The 16116-nt window shown below is 69.7% G+C and carries 14 protein-coding genes; 11 read left to right on the top strand and 3 right to left on the bottom strand.

What is annotated here, in order from left to right; translation table 11 throughout:
- Positions 1-157 precede the first annotated feature (157 nt).
- The 4 genes from ACFY5A_RS16360 (at position 158) to ACFY5A_RS16345 (ending at position 5070) form a co-directional block, all read left to right on the top strand.
- On the top strand, positions 158-1768 hold the full coding sequence (locus ACFY5A_RS16360) for an ABC transporter substrate-binding protein (protein ID WP_387235620.1): 1611 nt from the start codon (positions 158-160) through the stop codon (positions 1766-1768).
- A gap of 61 nt (positions 1769-1829) precedes the next feature.
- Entirely contained in the window at positions 1830-2783 is a 954-nt protein-coding gene (locus ACFY5A_RS16355) for an ABC transporter permease (RefSeq protein ID WP_387235617.1), read from the top strand.
- Positions 2780-3583 (top strand): ABC transporter permease, encoded by an 804-nt coding sequence (locus ACFY5A_RS16350; RefSeq protein ID WP_341941932.1) that lies wholly within the window; start codon positions 2780-2782, stop codon positions 3581-3583. The genes ACFY5A_RS16355 and ACFY5A_RS16350 overlap by 4 nt, the downstream gene beginning before the upstream one ends.
- Complete coding sequence (locus tag ACFY5A_RS16345) at positions 3580-5070, top strand: ATP-binding cassette domain-containing protein (RefSeq protein WP_387235614.1); 1491 nt, start codon at positions 3580-3582, stop codon at positions 5068-5070. Before ACFY5A_RS16350 ends, ACFY5A_RS16345 begins: the two co-directional genes overlap by 4 nt.
- Here the strand turns inward: ACFY5A_RS16345 and ACFY5A_RS16340 are convergent.
- Positions 5055-5705 carry a pentapeptide repeat-containing protein gene (locus ACFY5A_RS16340; RefSeq protein ID WP_387235611.1) on the bottom strand — a complete coding sequence of 217 codons (651 nt, stop codon included), beginning with the start codon at positions 5703-5705 and terminating at the stop codon, positions 5055-5057. The two genes, ACFY5A_RS16345 and ACFY5A_RS16340, sit on opposite strands and share 16 nt — an antisense overlap.
- A gap of 298 nt (positions 5706-6003) precedes the next feature.
- Here ACFY5A_RS16340 and ileS point away from each other — a divergent pair, with 298 nt between their 5' ends.
- From ileS to ndk, 4 genes are read left to right on the top strand one after another with little or no spacing between them, the layout of a single operon-like run.
- Positions 6004-9312: an isoleucine--tRNA ligase gene (gene ileS / locus ACFY5A_RS16335; RefSeq protein WP_387235608.1), complete on the top strand. Its 3309-nt coding sequence runs from the start codon at positions 6004-6006 to the stop codon at positions 9310-9312.
- Positions 9309-10661 (top strand): folylpolyglutamate synthase/dihydrofolate synthase family protein, encoded by a 1353-nt coding sequence (locus ACFY5A_RS16330; protein ID WP_341941935.1) that lies wholly within the window; start codon positions 9309-9311, stop codon positions 10659-10661. The genes ileS and ACFY5A_RS16330 overlap by 4 nt, the downstream gene beginning before the upstream one ends.
- The gene (locus tag ACFY5A_RS16325; protein WP_386951958.1) at positions 10658-11089 is read left to right on the top strand and encodes a DUF4233 domain-containing protein; all 432 of its coding nucleotides are present in this window, start codon (positions 10658-10660) and stop codon (positions 11087-11089) included. Before ACFY5A_RS16330 ends, ACFY5A_RS16325 begins: the two co-directional genes overlap by 4 nt.
- A gap of 1 nt (position 11090) precedes the next feature.
- Complete coding sequence (gene ndk / locus ACFY5A_RS16320; protein WP_102192635.1) at positions 11091-11507, top strand: nucleoside-diphosphate kinase; 417 nt, start codon at positions 11091-11093, stop codon at positions 11505-11507.
- 73 nt (positions 11508-11580) lie between these two features.
- Here the strand turns inward: ndk and ACFY5A_RS16315 are convergent, their stop codons facing one another.
- Entirely contained in the window at positions 11581-12192 is a 612-nt protein-coding gene (locus tag ACFY5A_RS16315) for a vitamin K epoxide reductase family protein (protein WP_387235604.1), read from the bottom strand.
- A gap of 277 nt (positions 12193-12469) precedes the next feature.
- On the opposite strand from ACFY5A_RS16315, the gene ACFY5A_RS16310 reads away from it, so the two are divergent.
- Positions 12470-15058 (top strand): Rne/Rng family ribonuclease, encoded by a 2589-nt coding sequence (locus ACFY5A_RS16310; protein ID WP_387235601.1) that lies wholly within the window; start codon positions 12470-12472, stop codon positions 15056-15058.
- On the opposite strand, the gene ACFY5A_RS16305 is transcribed toward ACFY5A_RS16310, so the two are convergent.
- Positions 15023-15289, bottom strand: a complete 267-nt coding sequence (locus ACFY5A_RS16305; RefSeq protein ID WP_105674477.1) for a DUF4031 domain-containing protein — start codon at positions 15287-15289, stop codon at positions 15023-15025. The genes ACFY5A_RS16310 and ACFY5A_RS16305 overlap by 36 nt on opposite strands.
- 212 nt (positions 15290-15501) lie before the next feature.
- On the opposite strand from ACFY5A_RS16305, the gene rplU reads away from it, so the two are divergent.
- Together rplU and rpmA are read left to right on the top strand one after the other, a co-directional pair.
- The gene (rplU, locus tag ACFY5A_RS16300; protein ID WP_181155890.1) at positions 15502-15810 is read left to right on the top strand and encodes a 50S ribosomal protein L21; all 309 of its coding nucleotides are present in this window, start codon (positions 15502-15504) and stop codon (positions 15808-15810) included.
- Positions 15811-15829: 19 nt separating this feature from the next.
- Positions 15830-16087: a 50S ribosomal protein L27 gene (rpmA, locus tag ACFY5A_RS16295; protein ID WP_017202370.1), complete on the top strand. Its 258-nt coding sequence runs from the start codon at positions 15830-15832 to the stop codon at positions 16085-16087.
- Positions 16088-16116 lie beyond the last annotated feature (29 nt).

Raw genomic sequence — 16116 nt, 5'->3', positions numbered from 1 at the left:
CTCCTCGAGCGATGTATGCGGCACTGTGTGAGCGTGCCTGAGTGTGGATTGTGCCTCCAGTGTACCGACCGCATAACAAGGGGGTCGTACATCGACCCCGTCCAAGAATCCACCGTAGAATCGAAGCATCCCGATCCGTTCTTCCTGAGGAATCGCCATGCCCGCACGCTCCCTGCGTCGCCTCCTGCCCGCCGTGGCACTCGCGGCTGCCTCCGCCCTGGTTCTCAGCGCCTGCACCTCCGCCGGCAGCGGCGACGCCTCCGACGAGATCGTCTGGTCCATCGAGGGAGCCAACCTCTCGGCGGGGCACATGGACCCGCAGGTGAGCCAGCTCGACGTCTCCGGCATGGTGCAGCGCGCCGTGCTCGACTCGCTGGTGTTCCAGGAGGGCGACGGCAGCTTCACCCCGTGGCTCGCGACGAAGTGGGAGGTCTCGCCCGACAGCACGGAATACACCTTCACGCTGCGAGACGACGTCACCTTCACCGATGGAGAGAAGTTCGACGCCGCGGCCGTCAAGGCCAACTTCGACCGCATCGTCGACCCGGCGACGAAGTCCGCGCAGGCCGCGAGCATGCTCGGCGCCGATTACTACAAGGGCACCGAGGTCGTCGACGACCACACCGTGAAGGTGTCCTTCACCCAGCCCTACGCCCCCTTCCTCCAGGCGGCGAGCACTCCTCAGCTCGGGTTCTACTCGCCGAAGGTGCTGAAGGAGTCCGCCGACAAGCTCAAGGCGGGCGGTCCGGGGATCACCGTCGGAACCGGGCCGTTCGAGCTCACCGAGTACACGCCCGATCAGGAGATCGTCTACACCCGCAACGACGACTACGCCTGGGGACCGCACGACGCCACGGCGCCGAAGGTCGAGACCCTGCGCGTCGAGATCCAGCCCGAGGCGTCGGTCCGCGCCGGAGTCGTGAAGAGCGGCGAGTCCGACATCGCCAGCAACATGCCGCCGAACCTGGTGAAGGAACTGGGCGATGGCGTCACCGTGGACTCGGTCGAGTACCCTGGTCTGCCGTACTCGCTGTACCTGAACGAGAAGTACGGCGTGTTCGCCGACGAGAAGGTGCGCCAGGCGTTCTCGCGGGGCATCGACATCGACTCCGCCGTCGAGGAGATCTTCTTCGGCCAGTTCCCGCGGGCGTGGAGCATCCTCGGCTCGACGACGCCCGGGTACGACGCATCGCTCGAGGGCACCTGGCCCTACGACGAGGATGCGGCGAACGCACTCCTCGACGAGGCCGGCTGGACGGAGCGCGACGCCGACGGCATCCGCATGAAGGACGGCACGCGCCTCTCCGTGCGCTGGATCGCCTGGACTCCGATCCCCGATGACCGAACAGCGCTCGCGAACGCCATCCAGTCCGACCTCAAGAAGATCGGCTTCGAGGTCGTCCGGGAGACGCTCGAACCGGGCAAGTACAACGAGCAGTACGGTCCGAAGACCTTCGACCTCACGGACTGGGACTTCTCCGGAGTCGACCCGGACTTCCTGCGCAACCACCTGCACACGGACGGCTTCCAGAACGCCTCGCAGGTCTCCGACCCCGCTCTCGACGCGCTCCTCGAAGAGGCGGTCGCGACGAGCGACCAGAAGAAGCGCGACGAGCTCTACACTCAGGTGCAGCAGTGGAACGCCCAGCATGTCGCCATCGTCCCGCTCTACAGCCCCTCGGCGATCACCGCGGTGGGCGAGCGGGTCGAGGGCCTCGACTACGACCTGTACGGGCGGCCGCTGTTCTACGATGTGAGCGTCGGCTGACGCCCCTCGGCCGCCGAGGGAACGAGACGAGCGCCGTCCCGAGCGAACGGAGCGAGTCGAGGTGACGAGACGGGTGAAGGCCGTGCTGCTCCGCATCGCCGGGATCGTCGCATCGGCCGCCGCCGTGCTCTGGGGTGCCGCCACGCTGGCCTTCCTCGCCTTCCGGGTGATCCCCGGAGATCCCGTCTCGGTCATGCTCGGCCCGCAGGCCCAGGTGAGCGAGGCCGTCAAGGACTCGATCCGCGCAGAACTCGGGCTGGATCGACCGCCGCTGGAGCAGTACGCGAGCTTCATCGGGAGGCTGGCCCGCGGTGATCTGGGCGAGTCGTATCAGCTGCGTCTGCCGGTGACCGAGGTCATCGGCAGACAGCTCGGGGCGACGGTGCAGTTGGCGGCACTCGCGCTGCTGATCGCGATCGTGCTCGCGCTCGCCGTGTCGTTCCTGGTACGCGGGCGGGCCGCGCGCGCCGTCGCGGCCGGAATCGAGCTCGTCGTGCTGTCCTCGCCGGTGTTCTGGATCGGCCTCGTGCTGCTGAGCGTGTTCGCGTTCGGACTGGGATGGTTCCCGGTCTCCGGCACCCGCAATCCCGCCACGATCGTGCTGCCCGCCATCACCCTCGCCCTGCCCGTGGCCGCCCTGCTCAGCCAGGTGCTGCGCGACGGGCTCGTGCAGGCGGAGCGGATGCCGTTCGCCGAGACGGTGCGCGCGCGGGGAGCGAGTCCGCTCCGGTTCACCGCACGGCACGGGCTGCATCACGGCGCCGCCGGTGCGATCACCCTGGCCGCCTACCTCACCGGCTCCGTGCTGGGCGGGGCGGTGCTCGTGGAGACGGTGTTCGCCCGCCCGGGCCTCGGCCGTGTCACCCTCGCGGCGATCAGCGATCGCGATCTCCCCGTCATCACGGGGATCATCCTGCTCAGCGCCGTGGTGTTCGTGATCGTGAACGTGGTGGTCGAGCTGATCCATCCGCTCATCGACCCGCGTCTGCGCTCCCGATCGGCGGGTGTCCGATGAGGCGCGTTCTGCTGTGGACGGCCGTCGCCATCCTGGCCGTCATCGCGTTCGCGGCGCTGCTGCCCGACGTCCTCGCGACGCACGATCCGCTCCAGACCGACGTGCGCTCCGCGCTGCTGCCCCCGAGCGCCGAGCACCTCTTCGGCACCGACCAGAGCGGGCGGGACGTGTACTCGCGGGTCGTGCACGGAGCCGGGCGGTCCGTGGGCATCGGACTGCTCGCCACCGGCATCGCCCTGGTCGTCGGCCTCGCGATCGGCTCTCTCGCCGGCGTATCGCCCCGCGGTCTCGATATCGCGCTCATGCGGGTGAACGACGTGCTGATGGCCTTCCCGGAGTTCCTCGTCGCCCTCGTCGTGATCGCCGTGCTCGGGCCGGGACCCGTGAACATCGCGATCGCGGTGACGCTCGCCGCTGTTCCCGTCTACGTCCGACTGGCTCGGGTGCAGACCCGTACGCTGCGCCTCGCCGAGCACGTCGAGGCGGCGCGCATCCTCGGCGTCCCTCGCTTCTCGGCGTTCCTGCGGCACGTGGCGCCGGGGGTGCTCGGTTCGCTGAGCGTCCTCGCCACGATCGGCATCGGATCCAGCATCCTCGCCGCCGCAGGGCTCAGCTTCCTCGGGCTCGGCCCTGCCGAGCCGACCCCGGAGTGGGGTCTCATGCTCTCGGGAGGACGCAACGTGCTCGGACAGGCCTGGTGGATCTCGGTGTTCCCCGGGGCGGCCATCACCCTGACCGTCGTCGCTGCGACCGTCGTCGGTCGCATGCTCCGAGCGCGCGCCGACGGGGTGAGGTCATGACGGCCGCGCTGGAGGTGCAGGGGCTGCGCATCGGCTTCGGCGGGCCGGCGGTTGTCGACGGCGTGTCGTTCTCGGTGGCACCGGGGGAGTGCGTCGCGATCGTCGGGGAGTCCGGTGCGGGCAAATCCCTCACGGCGCGGGCGCTGCTCGGGCTGAGCGCGGGGAGCGTGCACGTCGATCGGCTGCTGATCGACGGCGAGGATGCCGCGGGCCTCGGCGAGCGCGCATGGCGACGGCTCAGGGGCGCCCGCATCGCGCTGGTGTCCCAGGATGCGCTGGTGTCGCTCGACCCGCTGCAGAGGATCGGCAGCGAGGTCGCCGAGCCGTTGCGCATCCACGGGCTCGACGCGGCACCCGAGCGCGTGCAGGAGCAGCTGCGCCGAGTGTGGATGCCCGATCCGGAGCGCCGCGCGCGCCAGTACCCGCATGAGCTCTCCGGGGGGCTCCGCCAGAGGGCGCTGATCGCCTCCGCCCTCGCGGCCGGACCGGCTGTGCTCGTGGCGGACGAGCCCACCACGGCGCTGGACGCCACCGTCCAGGCGCGCATCCTCGCACTGCTGAGGGAGATCGCCGATGCCGGCACCGCTGTGCTGTTCATCAGCCACGACTTCGCCGCGGTCCGCAGACTGGCGGACCGGGTGCTGGTCATGCGCGGGGGCATCGTCGTCGAGGAGGGGAACACGGCGGACGTGCTGGAGAACCCTCGGCACGACTACACGCGCGAGCTGATCGCCGCGACCCGTCACACGCCGAGAGACACGGAAGAGGGAGACCCGACCCCTGTGCTCGTGGGCAGCGGGGTCGCGAAGAGCTTCGGCGGCGTGCCGGCGGTGGTCGATGCGGACTTCGCCGTGCCCGAGGGGCGCACACTCGGCGTGGTGGGGGAGTCGGGATCGGGCAAGACGACGCTCGCTCGCATGATCGTCGGCGTGGAGACTCCGGATGCCGGAGAGCTGCGCTGGCAGGGGGCCCATCGGGTGCAGCTCGTGCATCAGAATCCGCTCGGCGCCTTCGATCCCCGCTGGACGATCGGACGATCGCTGCGGGAGGCGCTCGCCGCTGGCGGGGTGCCCCGTGCGCAGCGCGCGGCGAAGACGGCGGCGCTGATGGCGGAGGTCGACCTCGATCCGGGGCTCGCGGACCGGCGTCCCAAGGCGCTGTCCGGCGGTCAGCGGCAGCGGGCGGCGATCGCCCGCGCGCTCGCCGCCGAGCCGGACGTGCTGGTGCTCGACGAGCCGGTCTCCGCCCTCGACCCCTCGGTCCGGGAGCGTGTGCTGCAGCTGCTGGTGCGGCTGCAGCGGACGCGCGGGCTGACCATGATCTTCGTCTCGCACGATCTCGACGTCGTCGGGGCGGTCTGCGACACGGTGCTGGTGATGCAGGACGGGCGGATCGTGGAGCAGGGGCGGGTGCCTGAGGTCTTCGCGGCCCCGCAGGACCCGTTCACGAGGGAGCTGCTGGCGGCGAGCGGTCAGTCCTTGACCTGAATGCCGATGCTCGCGGCGAGGACGGGTGCGAGCTGCTGCACCTGGAGGCCGGAGAGCGTCGTGCCGCGCAGGCTGTTCGCGTCGAGGTAGCTCAGCGCGTCGAGGCCGCGGAGATCGACGTCGACGGCCCGCATCCCCCGTGGGTCGACCTCGTCGCTGGACGTGCCGCGGAAGCGCACCCTGGTGAGCTCGGACTGGGGGAGATCGACCGTGCGGATGCTGCAGTCGACGACGTCGACGTCGACAGCCTTGGCGCCGCCGAGGTTCAGGTAGTCCACGCGGAGGTCGCGGAGCTCGAGCTCGTCGATCCTGGCGTCGCTGAGATCCAGGGTGCCGATTCGTCCCCCGGCGATCCGCAGTCGACGGACGCTCGCACCCCGCATGCGGAGGGAGGCGATGCGGACTCCGGTCATCTCGACGTCGAGGAGCGTGGCTCCGGTGAGATCGACGGCATCCGCGTCGGCGACGACGACGCACTGCTCGAGCGACGCGTACGCGAGATCGGCCGGTCCGTCGAGGTCGAGCCGCGCTGCCACGAGGTCGGCGCTGCGTGCGGGGGCGGCGTCGACGTACTCACGGGGCAGGTCGGGGGGAGAGACGCGAGGAGCGGCGGGGGAATCGGACGAACGTGCCATGGTTCGAGGGTAGGGGGTGCCTCCGACGCTCAGTGAGCTGCGGAGCACGACGGTCCTCGTCTGCTGCTGTGCCGCGTACAATGGGGGCACGAGCATCGATCCGGCCATCACCGGGGAGCTCTCGGAAGAACGCATCGACAGGCTGAGCCTGCCGGGGCTAGTAGAACCGAGCGGGGCAGGCCCGTCACAGCCGCAGTGAGAGTGGCCCCGCCGTGAGGCGCGGTAAGCGAGGTGGTACCGCGGTCCGTGAGGATCGTCCTTGCGGCAGCATCCGCCACGACGATCACTGCGAGACGACATGACCTACCCGCGTTCCTCCTTCGGCCCCGCCGCCGATCAGGCTGCCTCCGTCGCACCGAGCCCCCGCTTCCCCGCCATCGAGCGCGAAGTGCTCGACTTCTGGGAGTCCGACCAGACGTTCCGCGCCTCGATCGAGCAGCGCGAGGGCGCCGACGAATGGGTCTTCTACGACGGCCCTCCGTTCGCGAACGGCCTGCCGCACTACGGCCACCTGCTCACCGGGTACGCGAAGGACGTGTTCCCGCGCTTCCAGACGATGCTCGGCAAGAAGGTCGACCGCGTCTTCGGCTGGGACACGCACGGTCTGCCGGCAGAGCTCGAGGCGATGAAGCAGCTCGGCATCACCGAGAAGAGCGAGATCGAGGACATGGGGATCGACGTCTTCAACGCGAAGGCGAAGGACTCGGTGCTCACGTACACGCGCGAGTGGCAGGACTACGTCACGCGTCAGGCGCGATGGGTCGACTTCGACCGCGGCTACAAGACGCTCGACCTCGGCTACATGGAGAGCGTGCTCTGGGCGTTCAAGACCCTGTACGACAAGGGTCTCGCCTACGAGGGCTACCGCGTGCTGCCGTACTGCTGGCGCGACGAGACGCCCCTCAGCGCCCACGAGCTGCGTATGGACGACGACGTCTACAAGGATCGTCAGGACCCGTCCGTCACCGTGTCGTTCCCTCTGATCGGCGCGGAGGCTGAGCGGCTCGGCCTCGCCGGGGTGCGGGTGCTGGCCTGGACGACCACCCCGTGGACGCTCCCGACCAACCTCGCGCTCGCCGTGGGGCCCGACATCGAGTACGTCGTCGTGCCCGCGGGGCCGAACGGCGCCTCCGAGGGCGTCGACGGTGCGCGCTACCTGCTCGCCCGCGACCTGCTCGGCGGCTACGCGAAGGACCTCGGCTACGAGGATGCCGCGGCCGCTCTGGACGCCGCGAGCGGAACCGTCACGGGTGCGCTGCTCGGCGGCCTCCGCTACGAGCCCCTGTTCTCGTACTACGCCGACACCGAGACCTACGGCACGCAGAACGCGTGGCAGATCCTCGTCGACGACTACGTCACGACCACCGACGGCACGGGCGTCGTGCACCAGGCGCCCGCGTACGGTGAGGACGACCAGCGGGTGGCCGAGGCCGCCGGCATCCCGACCATCCTGTCGCTCGACGACGGAGGGCGCTTCCTCCCGAACGTCACCGACGTCGCCGGCGAGCTGTGGATGGACGCGAACACGCCGCTGATCCGTCTGCTCCGCGCCGAGCAGCGCCTGGTCCGCGAGCAGAGCTACGTGCACTCCTACCCGCACTGCTGGCGCTGCCGGAACCCCCTGATCTACAAGGCCGTCTCGAGCTGGTTCATCCGCGTCACCGACCTCAAGGACCGGATGCTCGCGAACAACGAGCAGATCACCTGGGTGCCCGAGAACGTCAAGCACGGTCAGTTCGGGAAGTGGCTCGAAGGTGCCCGCGACTGGTCGATCAGCCGCAACCGCTACTGGGGCTCGCCCATCCCGATCTGGAAGAGCGACGACCCGGAGTACCCCCGCGTCGACGCCTACGGTTCGCTGGAGGAGTTGGAGCGCGACTTCGGCGCGCTGCCGCGCAACCCCGAGGGCGAGATCGACCTGCACCGTCCGTACATCGACGACCTCACGCGTCCGAACCCCGACGACCCCACCGGTACGAGCACGATGCGCCGCATCGAGGACGTCTTCGACGTGTGGTTCGACTCGGGCTCGATGCCGTACGCGCAGGTGCACTACCCGTTCGAGAACCAGGAGTGGTTCGATTCGCACGCCCCCGCCGACTTCATCGTCGAGTACATCGGGCAGACGCGCGGCTGGTTCTACGTGATGCACGTGCTGTCGACCGCGCTCTTCGACCGCCCCGCGTTCACGGGGGTCAGCTGCCACGGCATTGTGCTGGGCAGCGACGGGTACAAGATGTCGAAGTCGCTGCGCAACTACCCGGACGTGTCGGAGGTCCTCGACCGCGACGGCTCCGACGCGATGCGCTGGTTCCTCATGTCGAGCTCCGTGCTCCGCGGCGGCAACCTCGCCGTCACCGAGGAGGGCATCCGCGCCGGCGTGCGCGAGTTCCTGCTGCCGCTGTGGAACTCCTGGTACTTCTTCGCGACCTACGCCAACGCGGCGACCGAGGGCGGCTACGAGGCGTCGTGGCGCACCGACTCGACCGATGTGCTCGACCGCTACATCCTGGCGCGCCTCGGCGACCTCGTGCGCGACGTCCGCGTCGACCTCGAGGGACTCGACTCCACCACGGCGTCCGCTCGCCTGCGCGACTTCGCGGAGGTGCTGACCAACTGGTACATCCGCCGCTCGCGCGACCGGTTCTGGGAGGGCTCGAGCACCGAGGCGTTCGACACCCTCTACACGGTGCTCGAGACGCTGTGCCGCGTGGCGGCGCCCCTCGTGCCGCTGGTGAGCGAGCGCGTGTGGCAGGGCCTCACCGGCGGGCGCAGCGTGCACCTGCAGGACTGGCCCGATGCCTCCGCGTTCCCCGCGGCCGATGAGATCCGTGATGCGATGGACGCCGTGCGTGAGCTGTCCAGCGTCGGCAACGCGCTGCGCAAGAAGGAGAAGCTGCGCGTCCGTCTGCCGCTCGCGCGGCTCACGGTCGTCTCGCCGCTCGCCGCGACGCTCGGCCAGTTCGAGGACATCCTCCGCGAGGAGCTGAACGTCAAGTCCGTCGAACTGGTGCAGCAGACCGAGACCACCGCGTCCGAGTACGGCATCGACCACCGCCTCAGCGTCAACGCGCGCGCCGCCGGCCCTCGCCTGGGCAAGGACGTGCAGAAGGCGATCCAGGCCGCCCGCAGCGGCGACTGGTCGGAGACCGACGGGGTGGTGACCGCGGGCGGCATCGCCCTCGAGCCCGCCGAGTACGAGCTCGTGCTGGAGACGACGGGGCGCCCCGAGGGCGAGGCGCTCGCGATCGTGCCGACCGGCGGCTTCGTGCTGCTCGACACCCGGACCACTCCCGAGCTCGAAGCCGAGGGCCTGGCGCGCGACGTCATCCGTGCCGTGCAGGAGACCCGCAAGAACGCGGGCTTCGACGTCAGCGACCGGATCCGTCTCGACCTCCGATTCGACAGCGATGCGGACGCGGATGCCGTGGCCGGCGCGTTCGAGATCGCCGATGTCGCGGGGGAGACCCTCGCTCTCCAGCACGGCGTCCACCGCGGCGGCGCCGAACTGCCCGCCGCGGAGTTCGAGGCCGTCATCTCGACGGGCACCTACGCCAACACGGGCGACTTCACGGTCGCCGTCAGCCGGATCGGAGGCGCAGCATGAGCGCACGCGAGCGGGCGGATGCCGTCTACGAGGCTCTGCTGAGCCGGGCGGGCGAGCGCTGGGTGCAGCCGCGCAAGGAGCGCGTCGCCCGCATCCTCGCCTTCCTCGACGACCCGCAGAAGACGTACCGGGTCGTGCACATCACGGGCACGAACGGCAAGACGTCGACCGCGCGGATGATCGAGAGCCTGCTGCGGGCGCACGACCTGCGCACCGGACTGTTCACGAGCCCGCATCTGGAGCGCTTCACCGAACGCATCATGATCGACGGCGAACCGATCTCCGACGAGGCCGTCGCCGACGCCTGGGACGAGATCGAGCCCTTCGTCGGGATCGTCGACGCCGAGCTGGAGGCCGCGGGCGATGCGCCGCTGACGTTCTTCGAGCTGCTCACCGTGCTCGCCTTCGTGGCCGTGGCGGATGCTCCGGTCGACGTGCTCGTGCTGGAGGTCGGCATGGGGGGCGAGTGGGACTCGACGAACACCGCCGACGGCGACGTCGCGGTGTTCGCCCCGATCGACATCGACCACGCCGACCGCCTGGGAGACACGATCGCCGCGATCGCCCAGGTGAAAGCGGGGATCATCAAGGAGGGTGCAGCGGTGGTCTCCGCGCAGCAGCCCGCCGAGGCGGCCGAGGTCCTCCGTCGGGTCGCCGCCGAGAAGAACGCGGACATCGCGTTCGAGGGCGAGGAGTTCGGACTCACCGAGCAGAAGCTCGCCGTCGGCGGGCAGCTGCTGACGATCCGCGGGCTCGCGGGGGAGTACGCCGAGGAGTACCTGCCCCTCTACGGGGCGCACCAGGGCCACAACGCCGCCCTGGCCGTCGCGGCCGTGGAGTCGCTCATCGGGGGCGGCTCCAAGCCGATCGCGTCAGACGTGGTCACCGACGGTCTGCAGTCCGCGACCTCTCCCGGCCGCCTGCAGCTGCTCGGCATCGCTCCGACCGTGATCGTCGACGCCGCGCACAACCCGCACGGCGCCGCCGCCCTCGCACAGGCGCTGGACGACAGCTTCGACTTCGACGAGTGGGGTGTCGTGCTCGGCGTCCTCGCCGACAAGGACGCCGCAGGGATCGTGGCGAAGCTCGCCCCGGTCGCCGCGCACGTGTTCGCGACCGCTCCCGAGTCCGACCGCGCCAGCGACGCCGACGCGATCGCGGACCTCGTCGAGCAGACGGGGCACCGTGCCACCGTGCATCCGACCCTCGCCGAGGCCGCCGACGCGGCTCGCGAGTGGGCGGCCTCGTCGGATCGGCGCGCCGTCGTGATCGCGGGCTCCGTGGTGCTCGCGGGTGAGGCGATCGCCCTCGCCGAAGAGGAGGACTGGAAGTCGGGGTGGCGCGCGTGAGCGCAGCATCCGCTCCCGCGCGCTCTCCTCGACCGCCGCGCACCCTCGTGCAGAAGCTGGCGCCGGTGGTGCTCGGCTTCGAGTCGATCGTCGTCTTCCTCGCCGGACTCACGGTGTTCGGGTTGAAGGCGCTCCCCGACGGCGTCGAGCCGTGGTGGGGGATCGTCGGCGGCGGCATCGTCGCTCTCGCCTGCATCGCCGTGGCCGGCATGATCACCCGTCCGTGGGCGATCACCGCGGGCTGGGTGATCCAGGCGGTCATCGCGCTCTCCGCTGTCCTCGTGCCCGCCATCCTGCTCGTCGTCGTGATTTTCGGCGGCATGTGGGCGTATGCGACGATCGTGGGGGCGCGCGTGGATGCACGACGTCCCGCCGACCCGCAGAACTCGACTCAGACCACGCAGACCTCAGACACAGAGAGCGAATGACATGGCCACCGAAGAAACCCTCGTCCTCGTCAAGCCGGACGGCGTCGCCCGCGGCCTCACCGGAGCGATCCTGGCGCGCATCGAGGCGAAGGGCTACGCCCTCGTCGACATCCGTCTCGTCGACCCCGACCGCGACCTCCTCGCCGCGCACTACGCGGAGCACGAGGGCAAGCCGTTCTACGAGCCGCTGCTCGAGTTCATGCTCTCCGGTCCGTCGGTGGCGATCCGTCTCGCGGGCAACCGCGTGATCGAGGGCTTCCGTTCCCTCGCGGGCACCACCGACCCGACGACGGCGGCCCCCGGGACGATCCGCGGCGACTTCGGCCGCGACTGGGGTCTTAAGGTGCAGCAGAACCTCGTGCACGGTTCGGACAGCCCCGAGTCCGCCGCCCGCGAGCTCGGCATCTGGTTCGACTGAGCCCGCCCTCCGCAACGAGAAAGCCCTCCCGCATCTTCGCGATGCGGGAGGGCTCCTCGTTTCCGTACGGGGCTCAGAAGATGATGCGGATCATCTCGCCGATGAAGTCGATGCCCTTGAGCTGAGCCATGGCGATGATGATCGCGTAGGCCACGATCGCGGACAGCGGGACCCAGGCCATGAGGCTCCCCGCGCGCTCCTGGACCTTCTCGTTCCGAGTGAAGGTGCCGTTGCGGGTGAGATGCAGCATCGTCGCGAAGAAGGTGGGGATGGTCACGGCCCACGTCACCATGCACCACGGGCAGAGGACGACGAGCTCGTAGATGCTCTGCGAGATCAGCCAGCAGACGAACCCGAAGGCGAAGGTGATGCCGGCACCGAAGATCGCCCAGAACCACCGGGGGAAGCGCGCCCCGGCGAGGACGGCCACACCGATGACCAGGGGTGCCATCCAGCCGGTGAGCCCGAGGATCGGGTTCGGGAAGCCGAAGACCGATCCCTGCCACGACTCCAGGTTCTTGCCGCACTGGATGAGCGGGCTGATGTCGCAGCTCAGCGCGGCCTCAGGGTTCTGCAGCACGACGAACTTCTCGATCGTGAGCTGGAATGCGGCGAACCAGCCGACCACGCTCGCGACGATCAACCAGATTCCGTAGCCGATGGGGCGGGTGCGCTGCTCGCTCATATGTGGATTATCACAGCGATTGCTATGCGCCCGACGAGAACGCGCCAGCGGCGCGCGAGGGAGCGGATGCCGCGAACACGCCCACATGGTGCGATAATGGCCTGTGATGCACCGCTCGGCACACGCCGTGGCACGCATCGACGCAGACTTCGGGGCCGTATGCCCCACGTGATCAGAGCCGTGAGCCGGTCACACACCGAGTGAGTTCGCGGCACCTGCGGGTGCCGCATGAGATTTCGCGAGGCACCGGGTGCCGCGCGCGAGGAGTTCGCCAGAGATGGCCGATGAGACCAATGACTACGACGCCCCTACCCTCGACTTCTCTGCGGATGCTGACGCACCCGCAGAGGTAGTCGTCGACGCTGCGGAGGACGCTCAATCCTCCGAGGCGGTCGACGCCCCCGAGGTCGACGCCCCCGCCGGTGCGGCCGAGGCAGACGCCCCCGAGGGGGATGCCCCGATCGCCGGCACTCCGGAGCCCGACACTGCCGAGGCCCCAGAGGGTGACGCTCCTGAGGCGGCTGACGCTCCCGAGGATGACGCCTCCGAGGCTGACGCCCCGGTCGCTGACGCCCCCCGCTCGTCGAGCGAGGACGGTGGAGCCGACCGAGACGAGACGCCCGCTGCGACGGACGAGCCCGGTGCTCCGGCATCCGCTGCCGCCGACGCGGCAGACGCCCAGCCCGCCGCCGTGGAGTCCGCACCCGTCGAGGAGCCGGCTGCTCCCGCCGCGGAGCCGAAGGTCGAAGAGCCTGTCGCGGTGGAGGAGCCCGCTGCGCCCGCGCCGGTGACCGCCGTGTCGCTCGGCCTGCTGCCCGAGGTGTTCGTCTCGCAGGTGTCCACGCAGCTGCACTTCTACGCTCCCGAGTTCGTCCCGCTCCCGGCACGCCCCGGTCGCGTCTTCGACCGCATCGCCGAGCGCGACCCGCAGCGCGAGCCTGAGGAGTCGGCATCCGCACGAGGACGCCGTCGCCGCCGTGGTGGCTCCGAGGGCGACGACGAGCGCTCCGAGCCCCGTCAGCCGCGCCAGCGCGTCGTCGAGTACATCACCGAGCCGAAGGCGATCAAGGGGTCGACCCGCCTGGAGGCGAAGAAGCAGCGCCGTCGCGACGGTCGCGATGCCGGTCGCCGCCGTCCCGTCGTGACCGAGGCCGAGTTCCTCGCTCGCCGCGAGTCCGTCGACCGCAAGATGGTCGTCCGCTCCAAGAACGGCCGCACCCAGATCGGCGTCCTCGAAGACGGCGTGCTCGTCGAGCACTACGTCGCCCGCAACCAGGACGCATCGCTGATCGGCAACGTCTACCTCGGACGCGTGCAGAACGTGCTCCCGAGCATGGAGGCCGCCTTCGTCGACATCGGCCGCGGCCGCAACGCCGTGCTGTACTCCGGCGAGGTCGACTGGGACGGCGTCGAGACCGGCAACCAGCCCCGCCGCATCGAGCTCGCGCTCAAGCCCGGCGACCGCGTGCTCGTCCAGGTCACGAAGGACCCGGTCGGCCACAAGGGCGCCCGCCTCACCAGCCAGATCTCGCTCCCCGGCCGGTACCTCGTGTACGTGCCCGGCGGATCGATGAACGGCATCAGCCGCAAGCTGCCCGACAACGAGCGCGCGCGACTCAAGCGCATCCTCAAGGAGGTGCTCCCCGAGTCCTCCGGAGTGATCGTGCGCACGGCGGCCGAGGGCGCCACGGAGGAGCAGCTGACGCGCGACGTGCAGCGCCTCACGACCCAGTGGGAGCACATCCAGAAGCAGGTGGAGAACCAGCAGGCTCCCGCACTGCTGCACGCCGAGCCGGATCTGCTCGTCAAGATCGTCCGCGACGTCTTCAACGAGGACTTCACGAAGATGCTGATCCAGGGCGACGAGTCGCAGCGCACCATCCGCGCCTACCTGGAGAGCGTCGCTCCCGACCTGCTCGAGCGTGTGGAGTCGTACGAGGACGAGACCGACCCGTTCGACGCGTTCCGCATCACGGAGCAGATCGAGAAGGCCCTCGACCGCAAGGTCTGGCTGCCCTCCGGCGGCTCCCTCGTGATCGACCGCACCGAGGCCATGACGGTCGTCGACGTCAACACCGGAAAGTTCGTCGGCTCCGGGGGAAACCTCGAGGAGACCGTCACCAAGAACAACCTGGAGGCGGCAGAGGAGATCGTCCGCCAGCTGCGACTGCGCGACATCGGCGGCATCATCGTCGTCGACTTCATCGACATGGTGCTGGAGTCGAACCGCGACCTCGTGCTGCGCCGTCTCATCGAGTGCCTCAGCCGGGACCGCACGAAGCACCAGGTCGCCGAGGTCACCTCGCTCGGCCTCGTGCAGATGACCCGCAAGAAGCTCGGACTCGGCCTCCTGGAGACCTTCAGCGAGGCGTGCGAGGTCTGCGCCGGCCGCGGTGTCATCGTGCACCACGACCCCGTCGTGAAGCACCGAGCGCCGTCGAACGGGAACGGACAGCAGAACCGTCGCCAGCGCGGCAACTCGGCGCCGGCCCAGAGCGCGCCGCCGGCCCCGAACGTGACGCACAGCATCCCCGAGGGTGCGAAGTCGGCCCTCGCGCAGATCGCCGCGTCGACGCTCGCCCCGAACGCGGAGGGAGCGACGGATGCCGCCGCGCCCGCCGTCGAGCCGACCGTGGCGCAGGAGCGTCCGAAGAAGGCCCGCAAGAAGCGCGGGTCCGATCGGAAGGCGCCGAAGTCGCCCGCCGAGCAGCTGCTCGACTCGGTGCTGGACGCCCTTCCCGAGCCGAAGGCGCCCGGTCAGGGCCGTGGCCGTCGTCGGGTGACCACGGCGGCTCTCACGGGCACGCCCGTGTCGGTGAACTCCGAGTCGTCAGCTCCGGTCGCGGGCGGGGACGCGCAGTCCTGAGGCGATCAGCCTGCGCACCAGCTCCTTGCCGCCGACGTGCTGAGCGCCGGCGGCGATGAGTCGGGGGATCATGTCCTCCGGCACGTCGTAGTGGTCGAGGTCGAAAGCGCGCTCCGGCACGCTCAGAGACCTCGCGAAGGCGTGCAGCTCGTCCAGGCTCTCATCGCTCACGAGATGCGCCCACAGGCGCCCGTGCGCGGGCCAGAGCGGATCATCGACGAGCACGGTCATGCTGTCAGCCTACGACCGGACACACCCCGCAGGACGTTTTGCGACACCGCCCGGCATCCGGTAAAGTAGTCCCTTGGTGCGTATGTCGCCCCGTCCTCGACGGTCGGTGCGGAGAGTCTTGCGTTCGCACCCGTCGCCCCGCGATGAATGCAAGCAACAGTCTTCCCGTGAGATTCTCGGAGCACCGTGCTCCCCAACGAAACAGGTATGAAGTGGTTTACGCAGTAGTGCGCGCCGGTGGGCGGCAGGAGAAGGTCGAGGTCGGCACGATCGTTCAGCTCGACCGTGTTCAGGCTGCCCAGGGCGAGAAGATCGAGCTGCCCGCTGTGCTGCTCGTCGACGGCGCCACGGTGACCACCGACGCTGACAAGCTCGCGAAGGTCAAGGTCACGGCAGAGGTTCTCGGCAACCTCCGCGGCCCGAAGATCATCATCCAGAAGTACAAGAACAAGACCGGCTATAAGAAGCGTCAGGGCCACCGCCAGGAGCTCACGCGCGTCAAGATCACCGGCATCAAGTAAGACCGAGGAGACCCAGGACATGGCACACAAAAAGGGCGCAAGCTCCACCCGCAACGGTCGTGACTCCAACGCACAGCGACTCGGCGTCAAGCGCTTCGGCGGCCAGCAGGTCCTCGCCGGCGAGATCATCGTCCGCCAGCGCGGCACGCACTTCCACCCCGGCGTGAACGTCGGCCGTGGTGGCGACGACACGCTGTTCGCTCTCGCCGCCGGTGCGGTCGAGTTCGGCGCGAAGGGCGGCCGCAAGGTCGTCAACATCGTCGCCGCTGCTGAGTAATCGCAGCACGACACATCTACATCCGATTC

This window comes from Microbacterium sp. NPDC012755, from assembly GCF_042901325.1.
GTDB classification, from domain to species: Bacteria; Actinomycetota; Actinomycetes; order Actinomycetales; family Microbacteriaceae; genus Microbacterium; species Microbacterium natoriense.
This window is presented reverse-complemented; position numbering and strand designations above follow the sequence as displayed.

Excerpts from the sequence above, each read along its gene's own strand:
- ACFY5A_RS16330 (WP_341941935.1), top strand. The coding sequence starts at position 9,309 with ATGAGCGCACGCGAGCGGGCGGATGCCGTCTACGAGGCTCTGCTGAGC.
- ileS (WP_387235608.1), top strand. The coding sequence starts at position 6,004 with ATGACCTACCCGCGTTCCTCCTTCGGCCCCGCCGCCGATCAGGCTGCC.
- ACFY5A_RS16360 (WP_387235620.1), top strand. The coding sequence starts at position 158 with ATGCCCGCACGCTCCCTGCGTCGCCTCCTGCCCGCCGTGGCACTCGCG.
- ACFY5A_RS16345 (WP_387235614.1), top strand. The coding sequence starts at position 3,580 with ATGACGGCCGCGCTGGAGGTGCAGGGGCTGCGCATCGGCTTCGGCGGG.
- rpmA (WP_017202370.1), top strand. The coding sequence starts at position 15,830 with ATGGCACACAAAAAGGGCGCAAGCTCCACCCGCAACGGTCGTGACTCC.
- ACFY5A_RS16350 (WP_341941932.1), top strand. The coding sequence starts at position 2,780 with ATGAGGCGCGTTCTGCTGTGGACGGCCGTCGCCATCCTGGCCGTCATC.
- ACFY5A_RS16310 (WP_387235601.1), top strand. The coding sequence starts at position 12,470 with ATGGCCGATGAGACCAATGACTACGACGCCCCTACCCTCGACTTCTCT.
- ACFY5A_RS16315 (WP_387235604.1), bottom strand. The coding sequence starts at position 12,192 with ATGAGCGAGCAGCGCACCCGCCCCATCGGCTACGGAATCTGGTTGATC.
- ndk (WP_102192635.1), top strand. The coding sequence starts at position 11,091 with ATGGCCACCGAAGAAACCCTCGTCCTCGTCAAGCCGGACGGCGTCGCC.
- ACFY5A_RS16305 (WP_105674477.1), bottom strand. The coding sequence starts at position 15,289 with ATGACCGTGCTCGTCGATGATCCGCTCTGGCCCGCGCACGGGCGCCTG.
- ACFY5A_RS16340 (WP_387235611.1), bottom strand. The coding sequence starts at position 5,705 with ATGGCACGTTCGTCCGATTCCCCCGCCGCTCCTCGCGTCTCTCCCCCC.